General features: G+C 56.0%; 23 protein-coding genes. 10 read left to right on the top strand and 13 right to left on the bottom strand.

The window, feature by feature from the left end:
* Positions 1-94 precede the first annotated feature (94 nt).
* The 8 genes from rluE to H7K52_RS15100 all read left to right on the top strand — a co-directional run bounded on the left by rluE (position 95) and on the right by H7K52_RS15100 (position 7,949).
* On the top strand, positions 95-757 hold the full coding sequence (gene rluE, locus H7K52_RS15135) for a 23S rRNA pseudouridine(2457) synthase RluE (RefSeq protein ID WP_220486836.1): 663 nt from the start codon (positions 95-97) through the stop codon (positions 755-757).
* A 44-nt stretch (positions 758-801) separates the two neighbouring features.
* Positions 802-1,275, top strand: coding sequence for an NUDIX domain-containing protein (locus H7K52_RS15130; protein WP_003849831.1), 474 nt, complete (start codon positions 802-804; stop codon positions 1,273-1,275).
* 42 nt (positions 1,276-1,317) lie between these two features.
* Positions 1,318-2,430 carry a tRNA 2-thiouridine(34) synthase MnmA gene (gene mnmA / locus H7K52_RS15125; protein ID WP_003849832.1) on the top strand — a complete coding sequence of 371 codons (1,113 nt, stop codon included), beginning with the start codon at positions 1,318-1,320 and terminating at the stop codon, positions 2,428-2,430.
* Positions 2,431-2,472: 42 nt separating this feature from the next.
* Positions 2,473-3,114, top strand: coding sequence for a high frequency lysogenization protein HflD (hflD, locus tag H7K52_RS15120; RefSeq protein WP_008925946.1), 642 nt, complete (start codon positions 2,473-2,475; stop codon positions 3,112-3,114).
* 43 nt (positions 3,115-3,157) lie between these two features.
* The gene (gene purB, locus H7K52_RS15115) at positions 3,158-4,528 is read left to right on the top strand and encodes an adenylosuccinate lyase (RefSeq protein WP_008925945.1); all 1,371 of its coding nucleotides are present in this window, start codon (positions 3,158-3,160) and stop codon (positions 4,526-4,528) included.
* 104 nt (positions 4,529-4,632) lie between these two features.
* On the top strand, positions 4,633-5,301 hold the full coding sequence (phoP, locus tag H7K52_RS15110; RefSeq protein WP_003849836.1) for a two-component system response regulator PhoP: 669 nt from the start codon (positions 4,633-4,635) through the stop codon (positions 5,299-5,301).
* Positions 5,302-5,303: 2 nt separating this feature from the next.
* The gene (phoQ, locus tag H7K52_RS15105; protein WP_003849837.1) at positions 5,304-6,764 is read left to right on the top strand and encodes a two-component system sensor histidine kinase PhoQ; all 1,461 of its coding nucleotides are present in this window, start codon (positions 5,304-5,306) and stop codon (positions 6,762-6,764) included.
* A gap of 57 nt (positions 6,765-6,821) precedes the next feature.
* Positions 6,822-7,949 carry a ribosomal protein uL16 3-hydroxylase gene (locus H7K52_RS15100; protein ID WP_008925944.1) on the top strand — a complete coding sequence of 376 codons (1,128 nt, stop codon included), beginning with the start codon at positions 6,822-6,824 and terminating at the stop codon, positions 7,947-7,949.
* 70 nt (positions 7,950-8,019) lie between these two features.
* On the opposite strand, the gene pepT is transcribed toward H7K52_RS15100, so the two are convergent.
* The 5 genes from pepT to lolC form a co-directional block, all read right to left on the bottom strand.
* Positions 8,020-9,249, bottom strand: a complete 1,230-nt coding sequence (gene pepT, locus H7K52_RS15095) for a peptidase T (RefSeq protein ID WP_182630183.1) — start codon at positions 9,247-9,249, stop codon at positions 8,020-8,022.
* Between the two features lie 479 nt (positions 9,250-9,728).
* The gene (cobB, locus tag H7K52_RS15090; protein ID WP_003849841.1) at positions 9,729-10,562 is read right to left on the bottom strand and encodes a Sir2 family NAD+-dependent deacetylase; all 834 of its coding nucleotides are present in this window, start codon (positions 10,560-10,562) and stop codon (positions 9,729-9,731) included.
* Between the two features lie 146 nt (positions 10,563-10,708).
* Complete coding sequence (lolE, locus tag H7K52_RS15085; RefSeq protein WP_003849842.1) at positions 10,709-11,953, bottom strand: lipoprotein-releasing ABC transporter permease subunit LolE; 1,245 nt, start codon at positions 11,951-11,953, stop codon at positions 10,709-10,711.
* On the bottom strand, positions 11,953-12,657 hold the full coding sequence (gene lolD / locus H7K52_RS15080) for a lipoprotein-releasing ABC transporter ATP-binding protein LolD (protein WP_003849843.1): 705 nt from the start codon (positions 12,655-12,657) through the stop codon (positions 11,953-11,955). The genes lolE and lolD overlap by 1 nt, the downstream gene beginning before the upstream one ends.
* The gene (gene lolC / locus H7K52_RS15075) at positions 12,650-13,849 is read right to left on the bottom strand and encodes a lipoprotein-releasing ABC transporter permease subunit LolC (RefSeq protein ID WP_033743171.1); all 1,200 of its coding nucleotides are present in this window, start codon (positions 13,847-13,849) and stop codon (positions 12,650-12,652) included. The genes lolD and lolC overlap by 8 nt, the downstream gene beginning before the upstream one ends.
* Before the next feature lie 249 nt (positions 13,850-14,098).
* Here lolC and H7K52_RS15070 point away from each other — a divergent pair, with 249 nt between their 5' ends.
* Positions 14,099-14,308 (top strand): hypothetical protein, encoded by a 210-nt coding sequence (locus H7K52_RS15070; protein WP_003849845.1) that lies wholly within the window; start codon positions 14,099-14,101, stop codon positions 14,306-14,308.
* A 228-nt stretch (positions 14,309-14,536) separates the two neighbouring features.
* Positions 14,537-17,980, top strand: a complete 3,444-nt coding sequence (gene mfd, locus H7K52_RS15065; protein WP_182630182.1) for a transcription-repair coupling factor — start codon at positions 14,537-14,539, stop codon at positions 17,978-17,980.
* A 142-nt stretch (positions 17,981-18,122) separates the two neighbouring features.
* On the opposite strand, the gene H7K52_RS15060 is transcribed toward mfd, so the two are convergent.
* The 8 genes from H7K52_RS15060 to hinT form a co-directional block, all read right to left on the bottom strand.
* Positions 18,123-18,665 (bottom strand): glycine zipper 2TM domain-containing protein, encoded by a 543-nt coding sequence (locus tag H7K52_RS15060; RefSeq protein ID WP_003849847.1) that lies wholly within the window; start codon positions 18,663-18,665, stop codon positions 18,123-18,125.
* A 559-nt stretch (positions 18,666-19,224) separates the two neighbouring features.
* On the bottom strand, positions 19,225-20,529 hold the full coding sequence (locus H7K52_RS15055) for an NAD(P)/FAD-dependent oxidoreductase (protein ID WP_003849848.1): 1,305 nt from the start codon (positions 20,527-20,529) through the stop codon (positions 19,225-19,227).
* A gap of 212 nt (positions 20,530-20,741) precedes the next feature.
* Entirely contained in the window at positions 20,742-21,284 is a 543-nt protein-coding gene (gene ycfP, locus H7K52_RS15050) for an alpha/beta hydrolase YcfP (protein WP_182630181.1), read from the bottom strand.
* A gap of 40 nt (positions 21,285-21,324) precedes the next feature.
* Positions 21,325-22,365, bottom strand: a complete 1,041-nt coding sequence (gene nagZ / locus H7K52_RS15045) for a beta-N-acetylhexosaminidase (RefSeq protein WP_003849850.1) — start codon at positions 22,363-22,365, stop codon at positions 21,325-21,327.
* A 39-nt stretch (positions 22,366-22,404) separates the two neighbouring features.
* Positions 22,405-23,187, bottom strand: a complete 783-nt coding sequence (gene thiK / locus H7K52_RS15040; RefSeq protein ID WP_050556826.1) for a thiamine kinase — start codon at positions 23,185-23,187, stop codon at positions 22,405-22,407.
* Positions 23,188-23,203: 16 nt separating this feature from the next.
* Positions 23,204-23,800, bottom strand: a complete 597-nt coding sequence (lpoB, locus tag H7K52_RS15035) for a penicillin-binding protein activator LpoB (RefSeq protein ID WP_003849852.1) — start codon at positions 23,798-23,800, stop codon at positions 23,204-23,206.
* A gap of 11 nt (positions 23,801-23,811) precedes the next feature.
* Positions 23,812-24,180, bottom strand: coding sequence for a YcfL family putative periplasmic lipoprotein (locus H7K52_RS15030; RefSeq protein WP_003849853.1), 369 nt, complete (start codon positions 24,178-24,180; stop codon positions 23,812-23,814).
* A gap of 29 nt (positions 24,181-24,209) precedes the next feature.
* A complete protein-coding gene (hinT, locus tag H7K52_RS15025; RefSeq protein ID WP_003849854.1) occupies positions 24,210-24,560 on the bottom strand; it encodes a purine nucleoside phosphoramidase in 351 nt (116 codons plus the stop codon).
* Between the last annotated feature and the right edge of the window lie 266 nt (positions 24,561-24,826).

Below are 24,826 nucleotides of genomic sequence, written 5' to 3'. Positions count from 1 at the left end.
TGGGCGTTTGTTAATGATTTGTAAGATGCGCGTCAATACTACTTGAATATTTCGGCCACGCCAATCACCGCAATTTCACGTTATAATGCGCCGATTGTCTCTGACTGCAAAGCCCATGCGAAAAACAACTCAACGAATTCACCAGGATAAACGATTCAGCCGCCCGACGCGTGATGCGCGACGCCCCCCTGCTCGCCCTGCGATGCCGCGCCGTGTGATTTTGTTTAACAAACCGTTCGACGTGCTGCCACAATTCACCGATGAAGCAGGTCGCCGCACCCTGAAAGATTTTGTCAGCGTCGCAGAAGTCTATGCCGCAGGCCGCCTCGATCGCGACAGTGAAGGTTTGATGGTGCTGACCAACGACGGCGCGCTGCAGGCCGCGCTGACGCAGCCCGGTAAACGGACCGGCAAGGTCTATTATGTGCAGGTAGAAGGCGAGCCACAGGAGGCGGATCTGCAGCCGCTGCGGGATGGGGTTAATCTTAAAGATGGCATGACCCTGCCCGCTGGCATAGAGAAAGTGCCTGAGCCTCAGTGGCTTTGGCCACGTCAGCCGCCGATCCGCGAACGTAAAAATATCCCGACGCAGTGGCTGAAAGTCACACTGTATGAAGGCCGTAATCGTCAGGTACGCCGGATGACAGCCCATATTGGTTTCCCCACCTTACGGTTAATTCGCTACGCGATGGGACAGTATTCACTCGACGATCTGGCTACCGGTGCATGGCGCGAACTCAGCAATATTGCGCCTTGAGCTTCTATCTTTTATAACCTCAGGTTAACAATTGCGGAGAAGAGATGTTTAAACCTCATGTTACTGTCGCCTGTCTGGTTCAGGCTGAAGGTGAACTGCTGGTGGTAGAAGAGACGATTAACGGTCGTGCCACCTGGAACCAGCCAGCCGGACATCTCGAAGCGGATGAAACGCTGCTGGAAGCTGCCGAACGTGAACTCTATGAAGAGACCGGCATCGCCGCTTCGATGCACTATTTCATCGGAATAAACCAGTGGATCGCGCCCGACAGTACGCCTTTTGTGCGTTTTTTATTTGGCGTCGATCTGGCGGAGAAAGCACCAACCCAGCCGCAGGACAGCGACATCGATTGTTGCTGGTGGCTGCCGCCAGCGCAGATTCTCACTGCCTCCAACCTGCGTTCGCCGCTGGTTGCGGAAAGCGTACGGCTGTGGCAACAGGGCACGCGCTACCCGCTACATCTGGTCAGCCCGTTCCAGTGGCCGTTTCACGAGGGTGCGCGCCTGCCTTCTGCATGATAGAATGCGCCGCCTGTTTTTTTATCGTAATGCGAGCGTGTCATGTCTGACAACAGCCAGAAAAAAGTGATCGTCGGTATGTCCGGCGGCGTCGATTCTTCCGTTTCCGCCTGGTTACTGCAGCAGCAGGGTTACCAGGTTGAAGGCCTGTTCATGAAGAACTGGGAGGAGGACGATGGCGAGGAGTATTGTACCGCCGCGGACGATCTGGCGGATGCGCAAGCGGTCTGCGACAAGCTGGGTATGAAGCTGCACAAAGTTAACTTTGCGGCTGAATACTGGGATAACGTCTTTGAGCATTTCCTCGAAGAGTACAAAGCGGGCCGCACGCCTAACCCCGATATTCTCTGCAACAAAGAGATCAAATTCAAAGCGTTCCTGGAGTTCGCCGCAGAGGACCTGGGCGCAGATTTCATCGCCACAGGTCACTACGTGCGCCGCCATGACGTGGACGGCCAGAGCCAGCTGTTACGCGGTCTGGATGGCAACAAAGACCAGAGCTATTTCCTCTATACGCTGAGCCACCAGCAGATCGCCCAGAGTCTGTTCCCGGTCGGCGAGCTGGAAAAACCGGAAGTGCGCCGCATTGCCGAACAGCTGGACCTGATCACCGCGAAGAAGAAAGATTCGACCGGCATCTGCTTTATCGGCGAACGCAAATTCCGCGACTTCCTGGCGCGCTATCTCCCCGCTCAGCCTGGCGAGATTGAAACCACGGAAGGCCAGATTGTCGGTGAACATCAGGGGCTGATGTACCATACTCTGGGACAGCGTAAAGGCCTGGGGATTGGCGGCCTGAAAGAGAGCAAAGATGATCCCTGGTATGTTGTCGACAAAGATGTGGCACGTAACCGCCTGATTGTCGCCCAGGGCGGCGATCATCCGCGGCTGATGTCCGTAGGCCTGATTGCACAGCAGCTGCACTGGGTTGATCGCCAGCCGATTACCGCCCCGCTTCGCTGCACCGTGAAAACCCGCTATCGTCAGACCGATATTCCCTGTGAGATTATTCCACACGGCGACGATCGCATTGAAGTGCGTTTCGATGAACCCGTCGCTGCGGTCACGCCGGGTCAGTCTGCGGTGTTTTACCTTGGTGACGTTTGCCTCGGTGGCGGTATTATCGAACAGCGCCTGCCGTTAGTGGCGGAGTAAGCGGGAACAGCCCGCGTTGATGACGCGTAAACAGGAGTAACCGTGGCGAAAAATTATCAGGAAATTACGCTGGCGCTGGCGGGCATCTGTCAGTCCGCCCATCTGGTGCAGCAGCTGGCTCAGCAGGGTCACTGCCAGCCAGAGGCGCTGACCGTGTCGCTGCGCAGCGTGCTGGACCTTAATCCTGGCTCCACGCTGGCGGTGTTTGGCAACAATGAAGCCAACCTGCGCCTCGGGCTCGAAACCCTGATGGCGGTGCTGAACAGCAGCAGTCGCCAGGGCGCAGGCGCAGAACTGACGCGTTATACCCTGAGCATGATGGTGCTGGAGCGCAAGCTTAGCGCCAGTAAATCCGCCATGGCCACACTGGCACAGCGCATTACACAGCTGGATCGCCAGCTGGCGCATTATGAACTTGAGTCCGACACCATACTGAGCGCGATGGCGGCCATCTATGTAGATGTGATCAGCCCGCTTGGCCCACGTATTCAGGTTACCGGTTCGCCTGCAGTGCTGCAGAATACGCAGGTGCAGAGTAAAGTGCGCGCCACGCTGTTAGCCGGTATCCGTGCGGCTGTCTTGTGGCAGCAGGTCGGTGGTGGCCGACTGCAACTGATGTTCTCGCGTCAGCGTTTGCTGCGTGAAGCAAAAACCCTCTTATCCCGGCTGCCACTGACTTACTAAGTCGGTGCGGCAAAACACGCTAAATGATTCAGGAGTTGCACTGATGGAATTATCCTCTCTGACCGCCGTTTCACCTGTCGATGGTCGTTACGGCGATAAAGTCAGCCCGCTGCGTGCGATTTTCAGCGAATACGGTTTGCTGAAATTCCGCGTTGAGGTTGAAGTTCGCTGGTTACAAAAACTGGCCGGGACCGCAGAGATCAAGGAAGTTCCTGCATTTGATGCCGACGCAAACGCTTTCCTTGATGCGATTGTCGCCGGTTTTTCTGAAGATGATGCGGCACGCATTAAAGCTATCGAGCGCACCACTAACCACGATGTGAAAGCGGTAGAGTATTTCCTGAAAGAGAAAGTCGCCGATCTGCCTGCCCTGCACGCCGTTTCTGAATTTATCCACTTCGCCTGCACTTCAGAAGATATTAACAATCTGTCGCACGCGCTGATGCTGGAAACCGCCCGTTGTGACGTCATCCTGCCCTACTGGCAGCAGCTGATCAGCGCTGTCAAAGGCCTTGCCAGCGAATACCGTGATATCCCGCTGCTCTCCCGCACCCACGGCCAGCCAGCCACGCCGTCGACCATGGGTAAAGAGATGGCTAACGTGGCTTACCGTCTGGAGCGTCAGTTACGTCAGCTGAAGCAGATCGAGGTGCTGGGCAAAATCAACGGCGCGGTCGGTAACTACAATGCCCACATTGCCGCCTATCCGGAAGTGGACTGGCATGAACTGAGCGAGAACTTTGTCACCTCGCTGGGGATCACGTGGAACCCCTACACCACGCAGATTGAGCCGCACGACTATATCGCTGAGATGTTCGACTGTATCGCCCGCTTTAACACCATCCTGATCGATTTCGATCGCGATATCTGGGGCTATGTGGCACTGAACCATTTTAAACAGAAAACCATTGCGGGCGAGATTGGTTCATCCACCATGCCGCATAAAGTGAACCCTATCGACTTCGAAAACTCGGAAGGCAATCTGGGTCTGGCGAATGCCGTAATGCAGCATCTGGCCAGCAAGCTGCCGGTTTCACGCTGGCAGCGCGATCTGACCGACTCCACCGTGCTGCGTAACCTCGGTGTGGGCGTCGGTTATGCGCTGATCGCCTATCAGGCCACCCTGAAAGGCATCTCGAAGCTGGAAGTGAACCGTGACCGCCTGCTGGATGAGCTGGACCACAACTGGGAAGTGCTGGCAGAACCGATTCAGACGGTGATGCGCCGTTACGGTATTGAAAAACCTTATGAGAAGTTGAAAGAGCTGACGCGTGGTAAACGCGTGGATGCCGCTGGTATGCAGGCGTTTATCGACAGTCTGGCGTTGCCAGAAGAAGAAAAAGTCCGTCTTAAGCAGATGACGCCAGCAAACTATATTGGCCGCGCTATTCAGATGGTTGACGATCTGAAATAATACCCGCCGCAGACCGGCCCCGTCCGGTCTGCGTTAACATCTTGTTTAATACATTTCGCGTATACTTTCTGCAGGTTGACTCAAACAGAGTGTAAGGAATTTCTATGCGTGTTCTGGTTGTTGAAGACAATGCCCTGCTGCGCCATCATCTCGCCGTCCAGTTACGTGACATGGGCCATCAGGTCGATGCCGCCGAAGACGCCAAAGAAGCCGACTATTTTCTTCGCGAACATCTGCCCGATATCGCACTGGTCGATCTCGGCCTGCCGGATGAAGATGGCATGTCGCTGATTCGCCGCTGGCGCAGTGATGCCGTGCGTCAGCCGATTCTGGTGCTAACCGCCCGCGAAGGCTGGCAGGCGAAAGTGGAAGCGCTGGAAGCCGGAGCGGATGACTACGTCACCAAGCCGTTTCACATTGAAGAGGTCGCGGCACGTCTGCAGGCGCTGATGCGCCGTAACAGTGGGCATGCGTCGCAGATCATCGATATGGCACCGTTTCAGGTGGATCTCTCGCGCCGTGAACTCACGGTCAATGAAGAGCCGGTGAAGCTTACCGCCTTTGAATACACCATTGTCGAGACGCTGATCCGTAACGCGGGCAAAGTGGTCAGTAAAGACTCGCTGATGCTGCAGCTTTATCCTGACGCTGAACTGCGTGAAAGCCACACCATCGATGTTCTGATGGGGCGTCTGCGCAAAAAAATTCTGGCGTTGCACCCAACCGACGTCATCGCCACTGTCCGTGGCCAGGGTTACCGCTTTGATCTCTGACCATGTCCTGGTTTAACCGTTATCGCCCTATCTCGCTGCGCGCCCGCTTTCTGCTGGCGTCTGCAGCAATAGTTCTCTTCCTCTCGCTCTCTTACGGCATGGTCGCCGTGATTGGCTATGTGGTGAGTTTCGATAAAAACACCTACCGCGTCATGCGCGGCGAGAGCAATCTGTTCTTTACGCTGGCGCAATGGCATGACAACACGCTCACCATCGCCCAGCCGGAACGGATGACACTCAATTTCCCGACACTGGTGTTCATTTACGATGAGCACGGTAAGCTGCTGTGGCAGCAACGCGATGTGCCTGAGATCCGCAAAAAAATCCGTCGTGAATGGCTGCTGAAGCCCGACTTTTACGAGATTGATACCAGCAACCGCACCAGCATGGTGGCGATGGGCAATAACGTGAATGCTAAGCAGCGGCTCAACGACTGGGACACGGACAGCAACGACACCTTTACCCACTCAGTTGCCGTTAACCGTTACGATGCCACCACCAATCTCCCTGCGCTCACCATCGTGGTCGTCGATTCGATCCCGCAGGAGCTGCAGCATTCTGATGTGGTCTGGTCATGGTTCAGCTATGTGCTGGCGGCCAACCTGATACTGATTATTCCGCTGTTGTGGCTGGCGGCGCACTGGAGTCTGCGACCGATTGGCGCGCTGACACAGCAGGTGCGTGAACTGGAGACCAGTCAGCGCGAGAACCTGGCAGATAATCCACCGCAGGAGCTGCGCAGTCTGGTGCGCAACCTCAATCTGTTACTGACGAATGAGCGGCAGCGTTATACCCGCTATCGCACCACGCTTTCGGATCTGACCCACAGCCTGAAAACCCCGCTGGCCGTCTTACAGAGCACCCTGCGGTCGCTGCGAAACGGCAAAGAGCTGACAATAGAGCAGGCTGAGCCGGTCATGCTGGAGCAGATCAGCCGTATCTCGCAGCAGGTCGGATATTATCTGCATCGCGCCAGTATGCAGGCCGACCACAACCCCTTGCAGCGCGACATCCATTCCGTGTCCGGTTTGCTCGACAGCCTCTGTTCGGCGCTGAATAAAGTCTATCAGCGCAAGGGTGTGGCGATTTCGCTGGATATATCCCCGGAGCTGACCTTTGTGGGCGACCAGAATGATTTTATGGAAGTGCTGGGCAACGTGCTGGATAACGCCTGCAAGTACTGCCTGGAGTTTATCGAAGTCAGCGCTTATCAGAGCGAAAATGCACTGCATCTCTATATCGACGATGATGGTCCGGGCATTCCTGAAAGCAAGCGTGATTTAGTCTTCGTCCGGGGTCAGCGCGCCGATACCCTGCGTCCCGGTCAGGGGCTGGGTCTGGCGGTGGTGCGCGACATTCTGGAGCAGTATGAAGGCAACGTGATTGCCTCCAGCAGCGCACTTGGCGGAACACGCATGGAAGTAGTCTTTCAGCGCCAGGAAGTCGAACATCGCCGCGAGTAGAAAACCCTCAGGGCTGTTATACTTGCTGGCATTTACAGCCCTAAGCGGAACCCTTTTATGGACTATCAGCTCGATATTAACTGGCCCGATTTTATTCAGCGCTACTGGCAGAAACGCCCGGTAGTGCTGAAGCGTGGTTTTAAAAACTTTGTCGATCCTCTTTCACCGGATGAACTTGCTGGTCTGGCGATGGAAAACGAGGTGGACAGCCGCCTCGTCAGTCATCAGGATGGCAAATGGCAGGTCAGCCACGGCCCGTTCGAGAGCTACGATCATCTGGGAGAGAACAACTGGTCGCTGCTGGTCCAGGCGGTCAATCACTGGCATGAGCCTTCTGCCGCGCTGATGCGCCCTTTCCGTTTCCTGCCTGACTGGCGCGTCGATGACCTGATGGTATCTTTTGCCGTGCCTGGCGGCGGTGTCGGCCCGCATTTCGATCAGTATGATGTATTTATCATTCAGGGTACCGGTCGCCGTCGCTGGCGCGTTGGTGAGAAAGTGCCGATGAAGCAGCACTGCCCGCACCCGGATCTGCTGCAGGTTGAACCGTTCGATGCCATCATTGATGAAGAAATGGAGCCGGGCGATATTCTCTACATCCCGCCAGGATTCCCGCACGAAGGTTACTCACTGGAAAACGCCCTGAACTACTCCGTGGGTTTCCGCGCTCCAAGCGGCCGGGAGTTAATTAGCGGCTTTGCTGATTACGCGCTGGCCAATGAGCTGGGCAGCCTGCGCTTTAGCGATCCGGATGTGCCTTCTCGCGACTGTCCATCACAGATCCTGCCGCAGGAGATTGAAGGCGTTCGTCAGCTGATGCTGGATGTGGTCAATCAGCCAGAGCATTTTGAGCAGTGGTTTGGCGAATTTATTTCGCAGTCGCGTCACGAACTCGACGTCGCGCCGCCGGAACCGCCTTATCAGCCTGACGAAATTTATGATGCGCTGCAACAGGGTGATACCCTGAGTCGGTTAGGTGGCCTGCGTGTTCTGACCCTTGGCGACGCGGTTTATATCAACGGCGAGCGGGTTGAGTGTTCACGCCCCGATGTGATGGCAGTGCTGGCGAATCACTATCGCATCACACTCGACGATCTGGGTGATGCGCTGGATGATCCCGCCGTACTGGCGCAGATCGCCGGTCTGGTGAATGCCGGTTACTGGTTCTTTGGCGACGACGAATAATCAACACAGCGCTATCGGGCGCTGCTGCTGAATCAGGCTCTCTGACCCTTGTGGCAGAGAGCCTTTTTATTTAACTCTTCTTCTGCGCTGCCAGCTCTGACAGACGCACAATCACTTCCACCGACTTCGCCATGATATTCAGCGACGCGAATTCATGCTTGCCGTGATAGTTATAGCCGCCGGTAAAAATATTCGGGCAAGGCAACCCTTTCCACGACAGTGACGAGCCATCTGTACCACCGCGAATCGGTTTCACCACCGGTTCAATGTCACAGTCACGCATCGCCTGTAAAGCCAGGTCGATAATATGCGGGAACGGCTCGACCTTTTCACGCATGTTGCGATAGCTGTTAGTGATCTCAACCGTGACGGAGCAGTCCGGGTGCAACGTTTTGTTAATCTCCACTGCAATCTGCAGCAGCGTCTGTTTACGCTGTTCAAAACTCTCTGTTTCGAAGTCACGAATGATATAGAGCATCTCAGCGTGCTCTACACTGCCTTTGATCTGATGCAGATGATAGAAGCCCTCATAGCCGTCGGTATATTGCGGTTTTTCACTGGCCGGAACGGCAGCATGGAACTGATTTGCCAGCTCCAGCGCATTGACCATCACGCCTTTTGCGGAGCCCGGGTGCACGTTATTACCGACAATTTTGACGGTGGCGGAGGCGGCATTGAAGTTCTCATACTCGAACTCGCCCAGATCGCTGCCATCAATGGTGTATGCCCAGTCAGCCGCGAACGCGTCCACATCAAAATGTGAGGTGCCACGACCAATCTCTTCATCGGGCGTAAAGGCGACGCGGATCGCACCGTGCGGCGTGTCGCTTTTTGCCAGGTGCGCCATTGCCGTCATGATCTCGGCAATACCCGCTTTATCGTCCGCACCCAGCAGGGTTTTGCCATCGGTGGTAATCAGTGTGTGTCCAATCAGCTTGTGCAGCACCGGGAACATCACTGGCGAGAGAATCTCGTTGCCATTACCCAGGGCAATGTCTCCGCCGCGATAATTTTCGATAATCTGAGGGTTCACATGTTTTGCCGTAAAGTCAGGCGACGTATCCATGTGCGAGATAAAACCGATGACCGGCGTCGGCCAGTCGACATTGGCGGGCAATGTGCCCATGACGCAGCAGTGATCGCTTAGGGTGACATCGACAAAACCCAGCGCCAGCAGCTCTTCCTGAAGCTGACGCGCCAGCGTCCACTGCCCTTCACTGCTGGGGACCTGACGAGCCTGCGGCTTAGCCTGCGTCTCAACTGCCACATAACTTAAAAAGCGCTCAAGTAACTGTTCCATAGCCCATCCTTTAAAAGTGCCGTCCGATATTATTCACAGACCCGGCGGTTATAACGTTGCGTAAAATCATCTGGAGACAGGTTAGCGCTGTCGATAACCTTTGGGAAAGCAATAAGCCCGAAATAAAAGCCTTATTACAAGATTGTTGCAGTAAACCTCGCAATGTTAATAACAAAGAGGCGGTTTGACCCGGCGAGAAAATCACCGCAGCATGCAGACTCAACACAACGGTTACAGGGTCAGAGGAGAAAAGCGTCCCGTGGCTGGGACAAAAATCCGGGCGCGTTTTGAATAACATAAGCGTCGGCCTGTTTACGGGCGCACCTCAGGGATGAGGTGCGTCATCGTGCGGGCCAGGCAGTTATGGATGACGGTTTTGCGGCTTTCCGATCTGACCGTGTTCCCGGTGCAGGCTGGATCTCACCGCTAATCGGGCCAGATTTTGCCTGTAACCTCGGGTGCGGTTATAGCCGCCCCGCTTACTTATAAAGCCCGCGCAGCAGCTTATGCACAAACTCCGGCACCACTTCGCTCGCCAGACCATAGTGCCGCTCGGCAAATTCGTTGCCCACCTGGCTCGGTTCCAGATTCAGCTCAACGGTATGCGCGCCCTGGATTTTGGCTTCATGGACAAAACCTGCGGCCGGATAAACGTGGCCTGAAGTGCCGATAGCAATAAAGTAGTCCGCCTGTTCAAGCGCCTGATAAATCTGCTCCATGCCCAGCGGCATTTCGCCAAACCACACCACATGCGGCCGCAGTGCAGAGGGGAACTGGCAACAGGTGCAGCGATCGTCCGGCGTGATATCACCGGTCCACTCAATCACCTGACCGCTGGTGACACAGCGCACTTTTAACAGCTCACCGTGCATGTGCAGCACCCGACTGTTTCCGGCTCGCTCATGCAGATTGTCGATGTTTTGTGTGACCAGCAGGAAATTATCGCCTAATACCTGCTCCAGTTCTGCCAGCGCCAGATGAGCGGCATTGGGCTGAATCTCCGCCTCCTGTAACTGCTGGCGGCGCGCATTATAGAAGCGCTGCACCAGCGCGGGATCGCGCCTGAAGCCTTCAGGCGTTGCAACATCTTCCACGTGGTGCTCTTCCCACAGGCCGTCAGCCGCGCGAAAGGTCCGGATGCCGGACTCCGCTGAAATGCCTGCGCCGGTCAGCACCACAACATGCGGCTGAGGATGGGCGGCAAGTTCGGCCTGACGATCGCGCTCAAAAATGCGCTGGCGAAAGCGCTGATGCACTTTTCTCCGGGTTTTCTTCAGGCGGGCAAGTCGTATGCGGCGACGTGGTGTACGCATAAAATCTCCTGGCGTAGCGGCTGCGGTGAGCCGCTCTAAACAGATTCCGGGTCAACATCACCCGATAGTAACGGTTGCTGAGGGCACAACCCAACAGCAAAGGTCTTAAACAGATGCGGCGCGAAAACCTCTCGCGCCGCATTTTTTCACTGACCGCTTAATACCCGAGCCGGGTCAATGCGGCTGGCACGTCTGGCGGGATACCAGCTCGCCAGCAGGCTCAGCAGAATCGCCGTAATCAGTACTGAGAACACATCAATCCAGTGCAATTCCGACGGCAGGAAATCAATGAAGTAAATATCCCCCGCCAGCAGATGATGGCCGGTAATCGACTCCAGTCCGCGCACCAGCGAGGTCAGGTTAAGCGCCACCAGCACGCCCACGACCACGCCGCTGACGCTGCCCAGCAGACCCGCCAGCAAACCGTACCAGATAAAGATGGCGCGGATCAGCCGATCTTTAGCGCCGAGTGTGCGCAGCACTGCAATGTCACTGCTTTTGTCTTTTACCGCCATTACCAGCGTGGAAACGATGTTAAAACAGGCAACGCCAATCACCAGCACCATCGCCAGATACATGATCGCGCGGATCATCTGAATGTCGCGATACATATAGCCGTAAGTGCCAATCCAGCTCTTGATGTAGACGTAAGAGCGGGTCGCCTCACCCGCATCGCGCACCAGTTTGACCGCCTGGAAGGGGTCGGTCATCTTCAGGGCGATGCCCGACACGCTGTCACCCATCTCCAGATAGTGCTGCGCATCGGCCAGCGGCACCAGCGCCAGACTGTGATCGAGCATGCCGCTCAATTGCAGGATACCGCTGACCTGAAGCCGGATACGTTTTGGCTGCAGCAGTTTGTTATCACCATCGTTATTGGGGATCATAATGGTGATCCAGTCGCCCTGCTTCACATTCAGCGATTTCGCGATGCCGCCGCCCAGAATGATTTGCTGCTTACCGGCGGCAAAAGTGGACCAGGCGTTATTGGCGACAAACTGTGGCAGTGCGCTGAGACGCGGCTCTTGTGCGGGATCAACGCCTTTAACCTGCAGCGCTTCCAGCCGGGCACCGCTCTCAATCAGGCCAGTGAAGTTCACGTAGGGCGCTGCCGCTGCAATGCCGGGCACCTTTTCAATCGGGGCAATCATCGACTGCCAGTGCTGAAACGGCTGATTGACCGCCTCGATCTCACCGTGCGGCACCACCGCCAGAATGCGATTGTTCAGCTCACGCTCAAAACCGTTCATGGCGCTCAGACCGATAATCAGCACCGCCACGCCCAGCGCAATCCCGATAGTAGAGATCACCGAAATCAGCGAGACCATGCCGCCACGACGGCGGCCGCGGCTAAAGCGCAGGCCCAGCAACAGGGATAACGACGAGCCCATTACAGCGCTCCTGCCATAGTAAGCTGCTCGCTTAACTGACCGTCACGCATCTCCATCTGTCGCGTCATGCGTTTTGCCAGCATCAGATCGTGCGTGACCACCAGAAACGCGGTGCCCTGACGCACGTTCAGTTCGCCCAGCAGTTCAAAAATAGCGTCAGCGTTGCGCGCATCCAGGTTGCCGGTTGGCTCATCCGCCATCACCAGACGAGGACGGTTGACCAGCGCACGGGCAATCGCCACGCGCTGGCGTTCGCCGCCTGACAGTTCAGAAGGCCGGTGCGTGGCGCGATGGTCCAGACCGACTGCCGCCAGCATCTCACGGGCGCGATCCTGCGCTTCCGCTTTCGCAGTTTTGCCAATGAGCAGTGGCATCGCCACGTTCTCCAGCGCACTGAAGTCCGGCAACAGATGGTGGAACTGATAGATAAAGCCCAGCTCGCGGTTACGCAGTTCGGCTTTGGCTGATGAGGACATGGCATTAAGTGACTGACCATCAAACACCACGTCACCCGAGGTCGGCGCATCCAGACCGCCCAGCAGGTGCAGCAGCGTACTTTTACCGGAGCCTGAGCTGCCAACGATAGCCGTCAGTTCACCGGGCTGGAGGCTGAAAGCCACATTGCGCAGCACATCGGTCTGCACGCTGCCTTCCTGATAGCGTTTGCACAGGTCGCGGCACTGCAACAAAGGAGTGTTACTCATAACGTAAAGCCTCAGCAGGTTGAACGGCGGCAGCGCGCCACGAAGGATAGAGCGTAGACAACAGCGCCACAATCATCGCGCTGAGGGCGATAGTGACCACCTGCCACACATTAATATCAACCGGCAACGCGGCCCCATCAAGGAACAGGCCAATTACCGGCATTAAGTTGTTGAGCTGGCTGGCGAGCAGGACGCCGAGCAGCGTGCCGAGCAGCGTGCCGATAATCCCGGCGCTGGCACCCTGAACCATAAACACCGCCACGATTTGCCGGCGTGTCAGGCCCTGGGTCTGGAGGATCGCCACTTCGCCCTGCTTCTCCATGATCAGCAGGCCTAATGACGTGATGATGTTAAAGGCTGCGACGGCGATGATCAGGCTCAGCAGCAGGCCCATCATGTTTTTCTCCATGCGCACTGCCTGGAAAAGATCGCCTTTGCGCTCACGCCAGTCTTTCCAGATAAGGCCCGCAGGCAATGTCTGCTGACTCAGACTGTCGACTGATAGCGGTTTATCCAGCCACAGTCGCCAGCCAGTAATATTCCCGGCCGGATAACGCATGACGCGCGACGCATCCTGCAGATTGACCAGAATCTGATACCCGTCGACTTCGCTATTGGCAGCATAGGTGCCCGCTACCGTAAACAGACGCTGACTCGGCACCCGCCCCATTGGCGTGAACTGGCTGACAGACGGCACCATCAGACGCAGCTGATCGCCACGTTTTACGCCAAGTTGTGATGCCAGCTGTTCGCCGAGAATGACATTGTACTGTCCGGGCTGCAGCACGCTCTGCTGGGTATTCACCAGGAACGGCGTCAGCGGATCTTTTTCATCCGGATTAATGCCCAGCATTACGCCAACGGAGACGCTGCGCGGGCTTTGCAGCACCACATTGGCGGTGGTCAGCGGCGCAATGCGGTTAACGCCCTGCAGATTCAGCGAGGCGGCGGGTTGCTGTTGGGGATTGAGACTGCCTTTGTCGCTGGTAATCAGCGCCTGCGGCATCAGCCCAAGAATATTGCCTTCGAGTTCACGCTCAAAACCGTTCATCACCGATAACACGGTGACCATCGCCAGCACGCCAAGCGTAATGCCAATCGTTGAGAGCCAGGAGACAAAGCGACCGAAGCGATCCGATGCTCGTCCGCGCATGTAACGCAGACCGATAAATAGCGCGACAGGTTGATACATGGAATCCAGTAAGCCGTTGCCTGAAAATAGGTAGTGGGATGATAAAGGAGCGGCTGGCTTTATGAAACCTCTAACCCTCTGAGTCGGCAGCAAAGTTGCATCCGGATGCGTCATCTCTTGCCCCAAAGCCGCGGAATAGCCGATAAAGCCGCCGCTTATTGGCTGATTATTCAGCGCAGGTGGGGTGTAGACTATAATCAGTAACAGGATAAGGGGTGAATTTATCGCACAGCGGTAGAGGTAGCGACCATGTTGAAATTTCCCAAAGGCAGTATCGTCAAACATAAATCCGGGGAGATCAGAGGCGAAATTATCAATGTCTTTGAGCAGGGAAACGCACCCGCCGGCTACTACGTAAAGTGGGACGACGGCAACCTCAGCTACCATCCTGAGCAGGAACTATCCTGGGCAAATATCGACCGCCCACGCATGCATTACACACAGCAATCCATAAAATAAAATGCCCGCTTAACCCCGTCGCTGCATAGCGACGGCGGTTTTTTATGTTGCCTCGCCAGACTCCGTCTATTCTCTCTCTATCCGCTGCATTACCGCTGACGCCAGGTAATGGCTGACCAATCCCTGGATTCAGCGCGGCGCGGCAGGAAAATTGTGCCGCAAAGGTGATCCCCCTGACATAATATGGAATGATTACGTCCTGGAAAAATGGAGCAACCCCGAGATCCCATGCCCGAACAGACTCGTTATACCCTGCCCGTTAAATCCGGCGACCACCGTCAGCTTGGCCAGATTATAGGCGCAGCGCACGCGGTGGAGTGTGCCAGCATTACCGAACACCATGCGGGTCCGGTATTGATGATTACCCCCGATACCCAAACCGCCCTGCGTCTGCTGGATGAGATCCGTCAGTTTACCGATCTGCCGGTGACGCACCTCGCTGACTGGGAGACACTCCCCTACGACAGCTTCTCGCCGCATCAGGATATTATCTCCGCGCGACTGTCGACACTCTACCAGCTGCCGGTGATGCAGCGCGGTATGCTGATCATGCCGGTCAACACCCTGATGCAGCGCGTCTGCCCGCACAGTTTCCTGCACGGCCATGCGCTGGTGATGAAGCAGGGACAAAAACTGTCACGCGACCGGCTGCGCGACCAGCTTGAGCAGGCCGGTTATCGCCATGTCGATCAGGTGATGGAGCACGGTGAATACGCCACGCGCGGCGCCCTGCTCGACCTTTTCCCGATGGGCAGCGATCAGCCTTATCGCATCGACTTTTTCGATGATGAGATTGATAGCCTGCGCCTGTTCGACGTCGACAGTCAGCGTACGCTGGAAGCCGTCCCGGAAATTAACCTGTTGCCGGCCCATGAGTTTCCCAGCGACAAAGCGGCTATTGAGCTGTTTCGCAGCCGCTGGCGCGAAATTTTTGATGTGCGCCGCGAGTCGGAGCATGTCTATCAGCAGGTAAGTAAAGGCACGCTGCCTGCGGGCATTGAATACTGGCAGCCGCTCTTTTTTGAACAGCCGTTACCCAGCCTGTTCAGCTATCTGCCAGATAACACCCTGATTGTGAACTGTGGCGATCTGGAAGGCAGCGCCCGCCGCTTCTGGCAGGATGCTGAGGCGCGTTATGAGAACCGCCGCGTTGACCCGATGCGTCCGCTGCTGGAGCCGGTTACCCTGTGGCTGCGTCCCGATGCCCTGATGGGTGAGTTGAAAGCCTGGCCACGCATTCAGATGACCAATGAAGTGCTGCCCGACAAAGCGGCGAATACCAATCTCGGTTACACCCCGCTGCCCGACCTTGCCGTTCAGGCGCAGGCGAAAGCGCCGCTCGACCATCTGCGTCAGTTTATTGAAACCTTCAGCGGTGCAGTCGTCTTCTCGGTTGAAAGCGAAGGCCGCCGCGAGACCCTGCAGGAACTGCTGGCCCGGATTAAACTGCGCCCTCAGCCGGTACATCGTTTCGATGAAACCGTCGACGATCGTTTCAGTCTGATGATTGGTGCCAGCGAGCGCGGTTTCATTGATACCCAGGGTAACCGGGCACTGATTTGCGAAAGCGATCTGCTGGGCGAACGCGTCAGTCGTCGCCGTCAGGATACCCGTCGCACTATCAATCCGGACATTCTGATCCGTAACCTGGCGGAGCTGAGCCCCGGCCAGCCGGTGGTGCATCTGGAGCACGGTGTGGGGCGCTATATCGGCCTGACGACGCTGGAAGCGGGTGGTATTCAGGCGGAATACCTGATGCTCTCTTACGCCAATGACGCCAAACTCTATGTGCCGGTTTCGTCCCTGCACCTGATCAGTCGCTACGCGGGTGGCGCGGACGATAACGCCCCACTGCATAAACTGGGCAGTGATGCCTGGTCACGCGCCCGGCAGAAAGCGGCTGAGAAAGTGCGTGATGTGGCGGCGGAACTGCTGGATATCTATGCCCAGCGCGCCGCCAAATCCGGCTTTGCCTTTAAGCATAATCGTGAACAGTATCAGCTGTTCTGCGAAAGCTTCCCCTTTGAAACCACACCGGACCAGGCGCAGGCAATCAATGCGGTGCTGAGTGATATGTGCCAGCCGCTGGCCATGGACCGCCTGGTGTGCGGCGACGTCGGCTTCGGTAAAACCGAAGTGGCAATGCGCGCGGCGTTTCTGGCGATTGAGAACCATAAACAGGTGGCCGTGCTGGTGCCGACCACCCTGCTGGCACAGCAGCACTACGATAACTTCCGCGATCGCTTCGCCAACTGGCCGGTCCGCATTGAGATGCTCTCCCGTTTCCGTACCGCCAAAGAGCAGGCACAGGTGCTGGAACAGGCCAGTGACGGCAAGATCGACATTTTAATCGGCACCCATAAGCTGCTGATGAGCGATCTCAAATGGCACGATCTCGGCCTGCTGATTGTTGATGAAGAGCACCGCTTCGGGGTGCGTCACAAAGAGCGCATCAAGGCGATGCGTGCCGATGTGGACATTCTGACCCTGACCGCCACGCCGATCCCGCGTACGCTGAATATGGCCATGAGCGGCATGCGCGATCTCTCGATTATCGCCACACCGCCTGCCCGCCGTTTAGCGGTAAAAACCTTTGTGCGTGAATTTGACGATCTGGTGATCCGTGAAGCGATCCTGCGTGAAGTTCTGCGTGGCGGACAGGTCTACTATCTTTACAACGACGTTGAAAATATTGAGAAAGCGGCGCAGCGTCTCAGCGAACTGGTGCCGGAAGCGCGTGTGGCGATTGGTCATGGCCAGATGCGTGAGCGCGATCTGGAACGGGTGATGAACGATTTCCATCATCAGCGTTTTAACGTGCTGGTCTGTACCACCATTATCGAAACCGGTATCGACATTCCGACTGCCAATACCATCATCATTGAGCGGGCCGATCACTTTGGTCTGGCACAGCTGCATCAGCTGCGTGGTCGCGTTGGCCGTTCGCATCATCAGGCTTATGCCTGGCTGTTAACGCCGCATCCAAAATCGATGACCGCCGATGCACATAAGCGACTGGAAGCGATCGCCTCTCTGGAAGATCTGGGAGCCGGTTTTGCGCTGGCTACGCACGACCTGGAGATTCGCGGTGCCGGCGAGCTACTGGGTGATGAGCAGAGCGGACAGATGGAGACGCTGGGCTTCACACTCTATATGGAACTGCTGGAGAATGCGGTCGACGCGCTAAAAGCGGGTCGCGAGCCGTCACTGGAAGATCTCACCAGTAATCAGACAGAGGTAGAGCTGCGGATGCCCGCCCTGCTGCCAGAGACGTTTATCCCGGATGTCAGCACCCGTCTTTCGCTCTATAAGCGCATCGCCAGCGCAGAGGTTGAAGAGGAATTACAGGAGCTGAAAGTGGAGATGATCGACCGATTTGGCCTGCTGCCCGATCCAGCCCGAAATCTGCTGGAAGTGGCGATTATCCGTCTGAAGGCCCGTGCTGTCGGTCTGCGTAAGATCGAAGCCAGCGACAAAGGCGGTTATTTCGATTTTGCGCCGAAGAACAATGTGGATCCAGCATGGCTGATCGGCCTGTTGCAGAAAGAGCCACAGCAGTGGAAGCTGGATGGCCCGACACGCCTGCGGTTTACCCGCGAGCTGTCGGAAAGAAAGATTCGCATGGAGTGGGTGCAGGGCTTTGTTTCACAACTGGCTGAGCATCAGGCGTAACACCTCTGCCCGCGCGCTACTGAGCTAATCGGTAAAGCGCGGGAAATGGCGATAAAAAAGGCGCATCATACGATGCGCCTTTTTCATTTTTTCACTATTACGTCGTGCTGTGTGGCCGCGAGTGCAGCAAAGCTTTGCCCAATTACGCCTGGTCGCCGTTGAGAACCAGCTGACCATTGCGATCCAGAGGAATACGCGTGCCGGGGTCATTTTCCATGCGGATTTTACCCTGCTGATCGCCTATTTTATAGGTCACGTCATATCCCAGTTTTTTCTCTTGTTTATCATAAACTGTTTTGCAGCGCTGTTCGGTTGTGGTGTAGGTATCCCGATCCTGCAGTCCACCCTGGACCTGATTACCGGCATACCCGCCCGCTACCGCACCCGCTACTGTCGCCACATCCCTGCCGCGACCGCCACCAAACTGGTGACCCAGCACCCCACCTGCCACTGCACCTAATACAGAGCCAGCAAGACGGTTTTCATCCTGTACGGCCCGACGGTGGGTCAGTGTGACGTTCCGGCACTCCTGACGTGGCTGTTTGATGCTCTCTTTGATTGGTGTTGCAGAGAGTACCTGAGCGTATTGAGGACCGCGATCAAACACATTCATGCCTGCTACGGCTGCAACACCCAGCGCTGCTGCCACACCAATACCGATACCCGCTAACATTGATTTATTCACAGGAAGTTCCTCCTGAAAAGTGTTACCGCGCAATCCTGCTGTTAAAGCATCCTCGTTAACTGAGGTATAACCGGCGTGCGCGACGCGCCGTGTTTGTTGAGATGAAGTTTTACAGATGGACCGAAAATGCAACATCAGATAAATGGAGGAAATTGGTCACTTTGCTATCAGGGCCAGTTTTTAGGAGAGTTCTGATGAGATGTAAGCCAGAAGTAATCGACACCAGAATTTACTTTAATCACTTCAAATTCAATACATTAAGAGATGACCAATATTGGCGCTACGCCCTGATCATATTGACACATGAACCCTGTCAGATTCGATACAGTGAGCCGATTCGCAGGAACAATAAGCGGCTGTAAACCAGTCAGACTGGTGATATCCCATTCACGCTGACGCCTCAGGGTTAGCGCGGCATAGCTGACTGAACGGGGCTCCAGCGCGACGAATAAACCGTTGCACGGCTGTCCGCCAGCCGCGACTCCCGGCCAGTCCGGCGCATAAAAAAGCCCCCTCAATATCGAGGAGGCTTAGCCTTGACCAGACTGATTACATTTGCTTAGTGCAGCTTAAGCCGGGGACGGATCACCCGGTTAATGCTGCCCACCAGCATCATCAGGCCAGTTTTAAAGTAGCCGTGCAGCGCGACCTGGTGCATACGGTAGAGTGAGATATAGACAAAGCGTGCAATACGCCCTTCCACCATCATCGAGCCACGCATCAGGTTACCCATCAGGCTGCCGACCGTACTGAAGCGGGAAAGCGACACCAGCGAGCCATGGTCTTTATAGACATAGGCTTTCAGCGGTTTACCGTGACGCTGCGCCAGGATGTTTTCCATCGCGCGTGAGGCCATCTGGTGCGCCGACTGGGCACGTGGCGGAACAAAACCGCCGCCTGGCAGGGCGCAGGAGGCACAGTCGCCAATGGCGTAAATGTCATCGTCCAGCGTGGTCTGCAAGGTCTCTTTCACCACCAGCTGGTTGATACGGTTGGTTTCCAGTCCGCCAATCTCTTTCAGGAAGTCAGGCGCTTTGATCCCTGCTGCCCAGACCATCAGGTCGGCTTCGATAAACTCGCCGCCTTTGGTATTCAGGCCATTACGCTCAGCGCTGGTGACCATGGTCTGCGTCAGAACGCGCACGCCCAGTTTGGTCAGCTCCTGGTGCGCAGCAGCAGAGATGCGCGGTGGGAGTGCAGGCAGAATACGTTCGCCCGCCTCCACCAGCGTCACGTTCAGCGCTTCGCGTCCGAGGCCTTTGAAGCCGTAGCTGTGCAGCTGTTTCACCGCGTTGTGCAGCTCCGCTGACAGCTCAACGCCTGTTGCGCCGCCGCCCACGATAGCGATGTTCACTTTCTCGACCTTGCCTTCGCTGGCAGAGAATTTCAGGAACAGGTTGAGCATTTCGTTGTGGAAACGACGCGCCTGATGTGGATTGTCCAGGAAGATGCAGTGATCTTTGACACCCGGCGTTCCGAAATCATTGGAGGTGCTGCCCAGCGCCATGACCAACTGGTCGTAGGCCACTTCACGCTGTGGCACCAGCACTTCGCCCTGTGCGTTCAGCACTTCGGCCAGGCGGATCACTTTGCGGCTGCGATCAATATCGGTGAGCGAACCCAACTGGAACTCAAAACCGTGGTTGCGGGCATGGGCCAGATAGCTCAGTGCGTCAATGCCTTCATCCATCGAACCCGTGGCCACTTCGTGCAGCAGCGGCTTCCACAAATGGCTATGGTTACGATCAACCAGGATAATTTCGGCTTTCTTTTTACGACCCAGTTTATGGCCCAGCTGCGTCGCCATTTCCAGGCCGCCCGCTCCCCCGCCGACAATAACAATTCTCTTAACAGACGTAGTCAACAAAGACCCCCTCAAATTGTGAACCAAAAGTTAACCAAAGGTTAAATTAAACCTTAAGAAACATAGGGTTGGCGAAGTTAAAATCGCAATCTGCGGGCAGAATAGCATGGCGGGAAGAGGAGAACATAAGAATATTGATATACATCAAAGCGGAGAAATAAAACTCAGATAATTACGTAATGAAAACAGGCACCTTGCGGTGCCTGACAGGTTTAACCTGATGTTTTAAAAGATTTTATCCGCTGAAGATGTGGGGATATGTTTATGAATTTGTGTCCTTCTGTCTCATCCCAGACGATGTCATAAAACGGATGCAACTGGTCGGCGATGCGCTGGCTGTCCAGCGCCTCATCATGACGGGAGAGGAAGGTCAGACAGCGGTCACGATTGCGCTCGCGAAAATCGCTGACGCATTTGGTGGCGATGTCCTGATACTCCTCGGGACGGTCGATCTTCCCTTCCATATTCTCCTGCGGAAAGAGGTTGGGATTGAAGATCGCCTGGCGGATGCCGCACAAAAACCCGATGCGCTCTGACCAGAAGCCGCCCAGCCCGACACCGCAAATCAGAGGGCGGTCATCGTCGGACAGCGTCAGCATCTTATCGGTCTCTTTCAGCAGAAACTGCATATCATGTTTAGGATGGCGGGTGCTGTAACTGATCAACCTGACGTCAGGATCGATAAATTGCAGTTGCAGCACCTTTTCGTGATTGCCCGGACTGTTGGAATCAAAACCGTGCAGATAAATGATCATGATAATCCTCAGGGTTGAGATAGCGCCGGGCAGTCACTGCTTACCACGACGCCTTGTGAGCCAGCCAGCGTTCCTGAAGCGCACTCAGTTGCTGGGCATTGGTTTTCCAGCGATGCGTAGCCTGCAGCTCACCGCGGGTAAACCTGCCCTGATGATACAGCTGCGTCACGCGCTCTGACCCGACCGGGATCAGGTTATCCAGCACACTGATGGCTCCCTGGCGCTGATTGCAGACCAGAATCATGTCGCAACCGGCAGAAAGGGACTGCTGCGCCCGCTCAGAATAGCTTCCCATCACGGCGGCGCCCTCCATCGACAAATCGTCGGAGAAAATCACGCCATTAAAGCCCAGTTGCTCCCGCAACACGGTTTTCAGCCAGTATGGCGAGCCGCTGGCGGGCAGCGGATCAACGTCGGTGTAGATGACGTGAGCAGGCATGATGGCATCCAGCGCCTGCTCGGTGATCAGCTTGCTGAAGATCGACATGTCATGCTCACGCAGCGTTTTTTCGTCGCGCGGATCCCGTGGCGTCTCTTTATGCGAATCGGCGCTGACCGCACCATGCCCCGGGAAATGTTTACCTGTGGTCTTCATGCCCGCCTCGTGCATCCCCGCAATAAAGCGGCGGGCAACAGCAAGAGCAATGGCCGGATTGGCGTGGAAAGAGCGGTCGCCGATGGCAGCGCTGATATGACCAATGTCGAGCACCGGCGCAAAGCTGATATCGATATCCATCGCGATCATTTCGGCCGCCATCTGCCAGCCCGCCTGCTGCGCCATCTCACCTGCGGTGTCTGCATCGTGAAGCGCGGCGAAGGATTGCATCGCGGGCAGTTGAGTAAAGCCGTCACGGAAACGCTGAACGCGACCGCCCTCCTGGTCCACCGCAACCACCAGCCGGGAGTGAGAGGCCGCGCGGATCTGCCGCACCAGCTCTGCCAGCTGAGCCGGGTCGTGATAATTTCGGGCAAATAAAATTAAGCCGCCGACCAGCGGGTGCTTCAGGATGTCGCGCTCTTCGCCATCCAGTTCATAGCCCTCAACGTCAAGCATCAGCGGGCCGGGTAAATGTGTTCTCATAACCTGAATCCTGTGGCGTTATGCAGCTGCATAACGCGATTAAATCTGTTCCCAGCTCTGTCGGGCCAGCTGGTGTAATGTTTCGTTTTCACTCTGACTGGCACGCAGCTGATACCAGCTGGCCATCAGCAAACGCAGCCAGGGTTGCCAGCGTCTGACCTGCTGCACCAGCGCGGGAAGCGGCAGCTGCATCGCCGCTGCATACTCTGCCAGCCAGTCGGCATCGTGCTGCGGATCGCTGGCACAGACGGCCGCCAGTTCCAGCGCCACGTCGCCATCGGCGGCATATTCCCAGTCAATCAGACGCAGGCCTTCGGGACCTTGTATGACATTGCCGGCATGCAGATCCATGTGCAGCGGTGCAAGCCTCAGCGGCCGGGGCTCACCCTGCTGCGTCAGGCGTCTGAGCGCTCGCAGCCAGCGATGATGCCGCTGAGGTGTAAGCTGCCAGTAATCCCACAGTAGCGATAACATCGACAGTTGATAGCCGGTCAGCGGCTGCTGGTGCAGTTGCTTCAGAAGGGCCACGATCTGCGGACGTTGCTCGCCGAAGCGTTGTGCATCCAGCGCCTCGCCCGCGCACCAGGTCAGGATAATTCCCTGACGATGTGACGCTACGGGCTGCGGCGCCAGCCCCGTGGTTCTCAACTTTCGTAACAGTCGGAATTCTCGCTGCCGGTCCACAAAGGGAATAGCCGGTTGCGGTGTCGCCCGAACGATAAAGGTGCCGGACGGGCTGACAATCTTCTGGCTGTGTCCGGTCAGACCGGCCAGCGGCATAATCAATGCTTTGTCTGGTTCGCCCGTGACCTGTTCAATGATCCGCTGGAATGCCGGATTAATTCTGAGCAATGCCGTTGCCGGACCAGATGATCTCGCCGGTCTGAACCAGCATCAGCTGCATCTGCAGGGTCGGTGTTTTAACATCGCCACGCGCGTTACTGTAGAGCACATACTGTGCGTTGAGGTTACGCGCCAGGCCAATGGCTTTACTGCGCGAGTTCAGGCTGTCATCCGGCGATAATCCCAGCGTCTGCTTGGCCTGTGCCAGTTGATCTGCAGAGACGAGGGTGAATTTACCGTTATTATTCAGCGCATTCTGGATTGCTGCCGTGGCTTTGTCGCTTTGCAGCGAGCCATTGGTGCTGTTTTTGATCCGATCGACCAGCAGCACGCTGCCAGGCTCGGCGCTGGCGGCCTGTAACATCTGCGCCACCAGCGGCTGAACGGTGGCATCCCAGTTGATAGTCACCAGTTTTGGCGGCTGCGGCACAGGCTGCGGTTGCGGTACCGGTTCAGGTTGCGGAACGGGCTGGGTTGGCTCAGCAGGCTGGGTCGGTTCAACCGGTGCAGGCTGCTGCTGTTGTTTCACAACACAGCCGGTCAGAATGAGCGCCATCAGAAGCGTTCCGGTACGATTAAAACTGCGTATCACGATGAAAATCCTTAAAGATAGAGATAAAGACGAACCTTACTGGCAGTCAGGTTACCCATTTGCGAGGCGGCGACTATGCTGCCCTGCGCCGGAACGGTGACGGTCTGCGCCGGTTCCTGCGGGGTGATTTCCAGCCCTTTGTCGTCATACCAGTAATAACGGTAGTGCACAACGACCGGTGTTTCGCGCTGATTATAGAGCACGCTGGTGGCACGTTTGAGTCCATCGTTCTCATCCAGCGTCGGCTCATCGGTAATAATCCCTGCCGACAGCACAGAGGACTCCATCACCAGTGACTGTGACGTATTGATCATCGGTTTATCACTGCTGCAAGCCGTCAGGCAGAGCAGGATCGGCAGGCCAGTCAGCCAGGATCGCATAGCACGTTTCCGTTATCAGTTATCAGTTATCAGTTAGAGAGCATCGGACCCAGCGGTTCGCCGCCCAGCAGATGCATATGAATGTGATAAACCTCCTGACCACCATGTTGATTGCAGTTCACAATCAGACGATAACCATTTTGGTCGATACCTTCCTGGCGGGCGATTTTCGCCGCGGTGGTAAACATGCGTCCCAGCGCGTGCTCGTGCGCGGCTTCCACCTCGTTGACCGTGGGGATCAGCACATTCGGCACGATTAAAATATGCGTCGGTGCTTTAGGCGAAATATCACGGAAGGCCGTGACCAGCTCGTCCTGGTAAACCACATCAGCGGGGATTTCGCGGCGGATAATTTTACTAAAAATGGTTTCTTCAGCCATGGTGCAATTCCTTTAGCCTGAGTCGTAATCAATCAGTATGCGGGAGAAATTTGTTTTCTTTCAACCTCAGTACCACTTTTCTTGCATTGTTCGCGTGCCTTTGCAGCAGCCCCTCACTCCCCTGCCTGAAACCCCAGTATGAATACCCATAAAGCAGCCGCCATCACATAAAAATGAAACGCTGTTTTATAAATTAGAATTATGCCCCCCTTTTCTTTGCCTGATTGCCACTTCAACGCTTTTGGTTGCCAGATTGCGAAGGTTTA

Source organism: Pantoea hericii (genome assembly GCF_014155795.1).
In the GTDB taxonomy this organism is placed as follows: Bacteria; Pseudomonadota; Gammaproteobacteria; order Enterobacterales; family Enterobacteriaceae; genus Pantoea; species Pantoea eucalypti.
The sequence above is the reverse complement of the archived record's forward strand: the minus strand, read 5'-3'. Positions and strand labels throughout refer to the sequence as shown.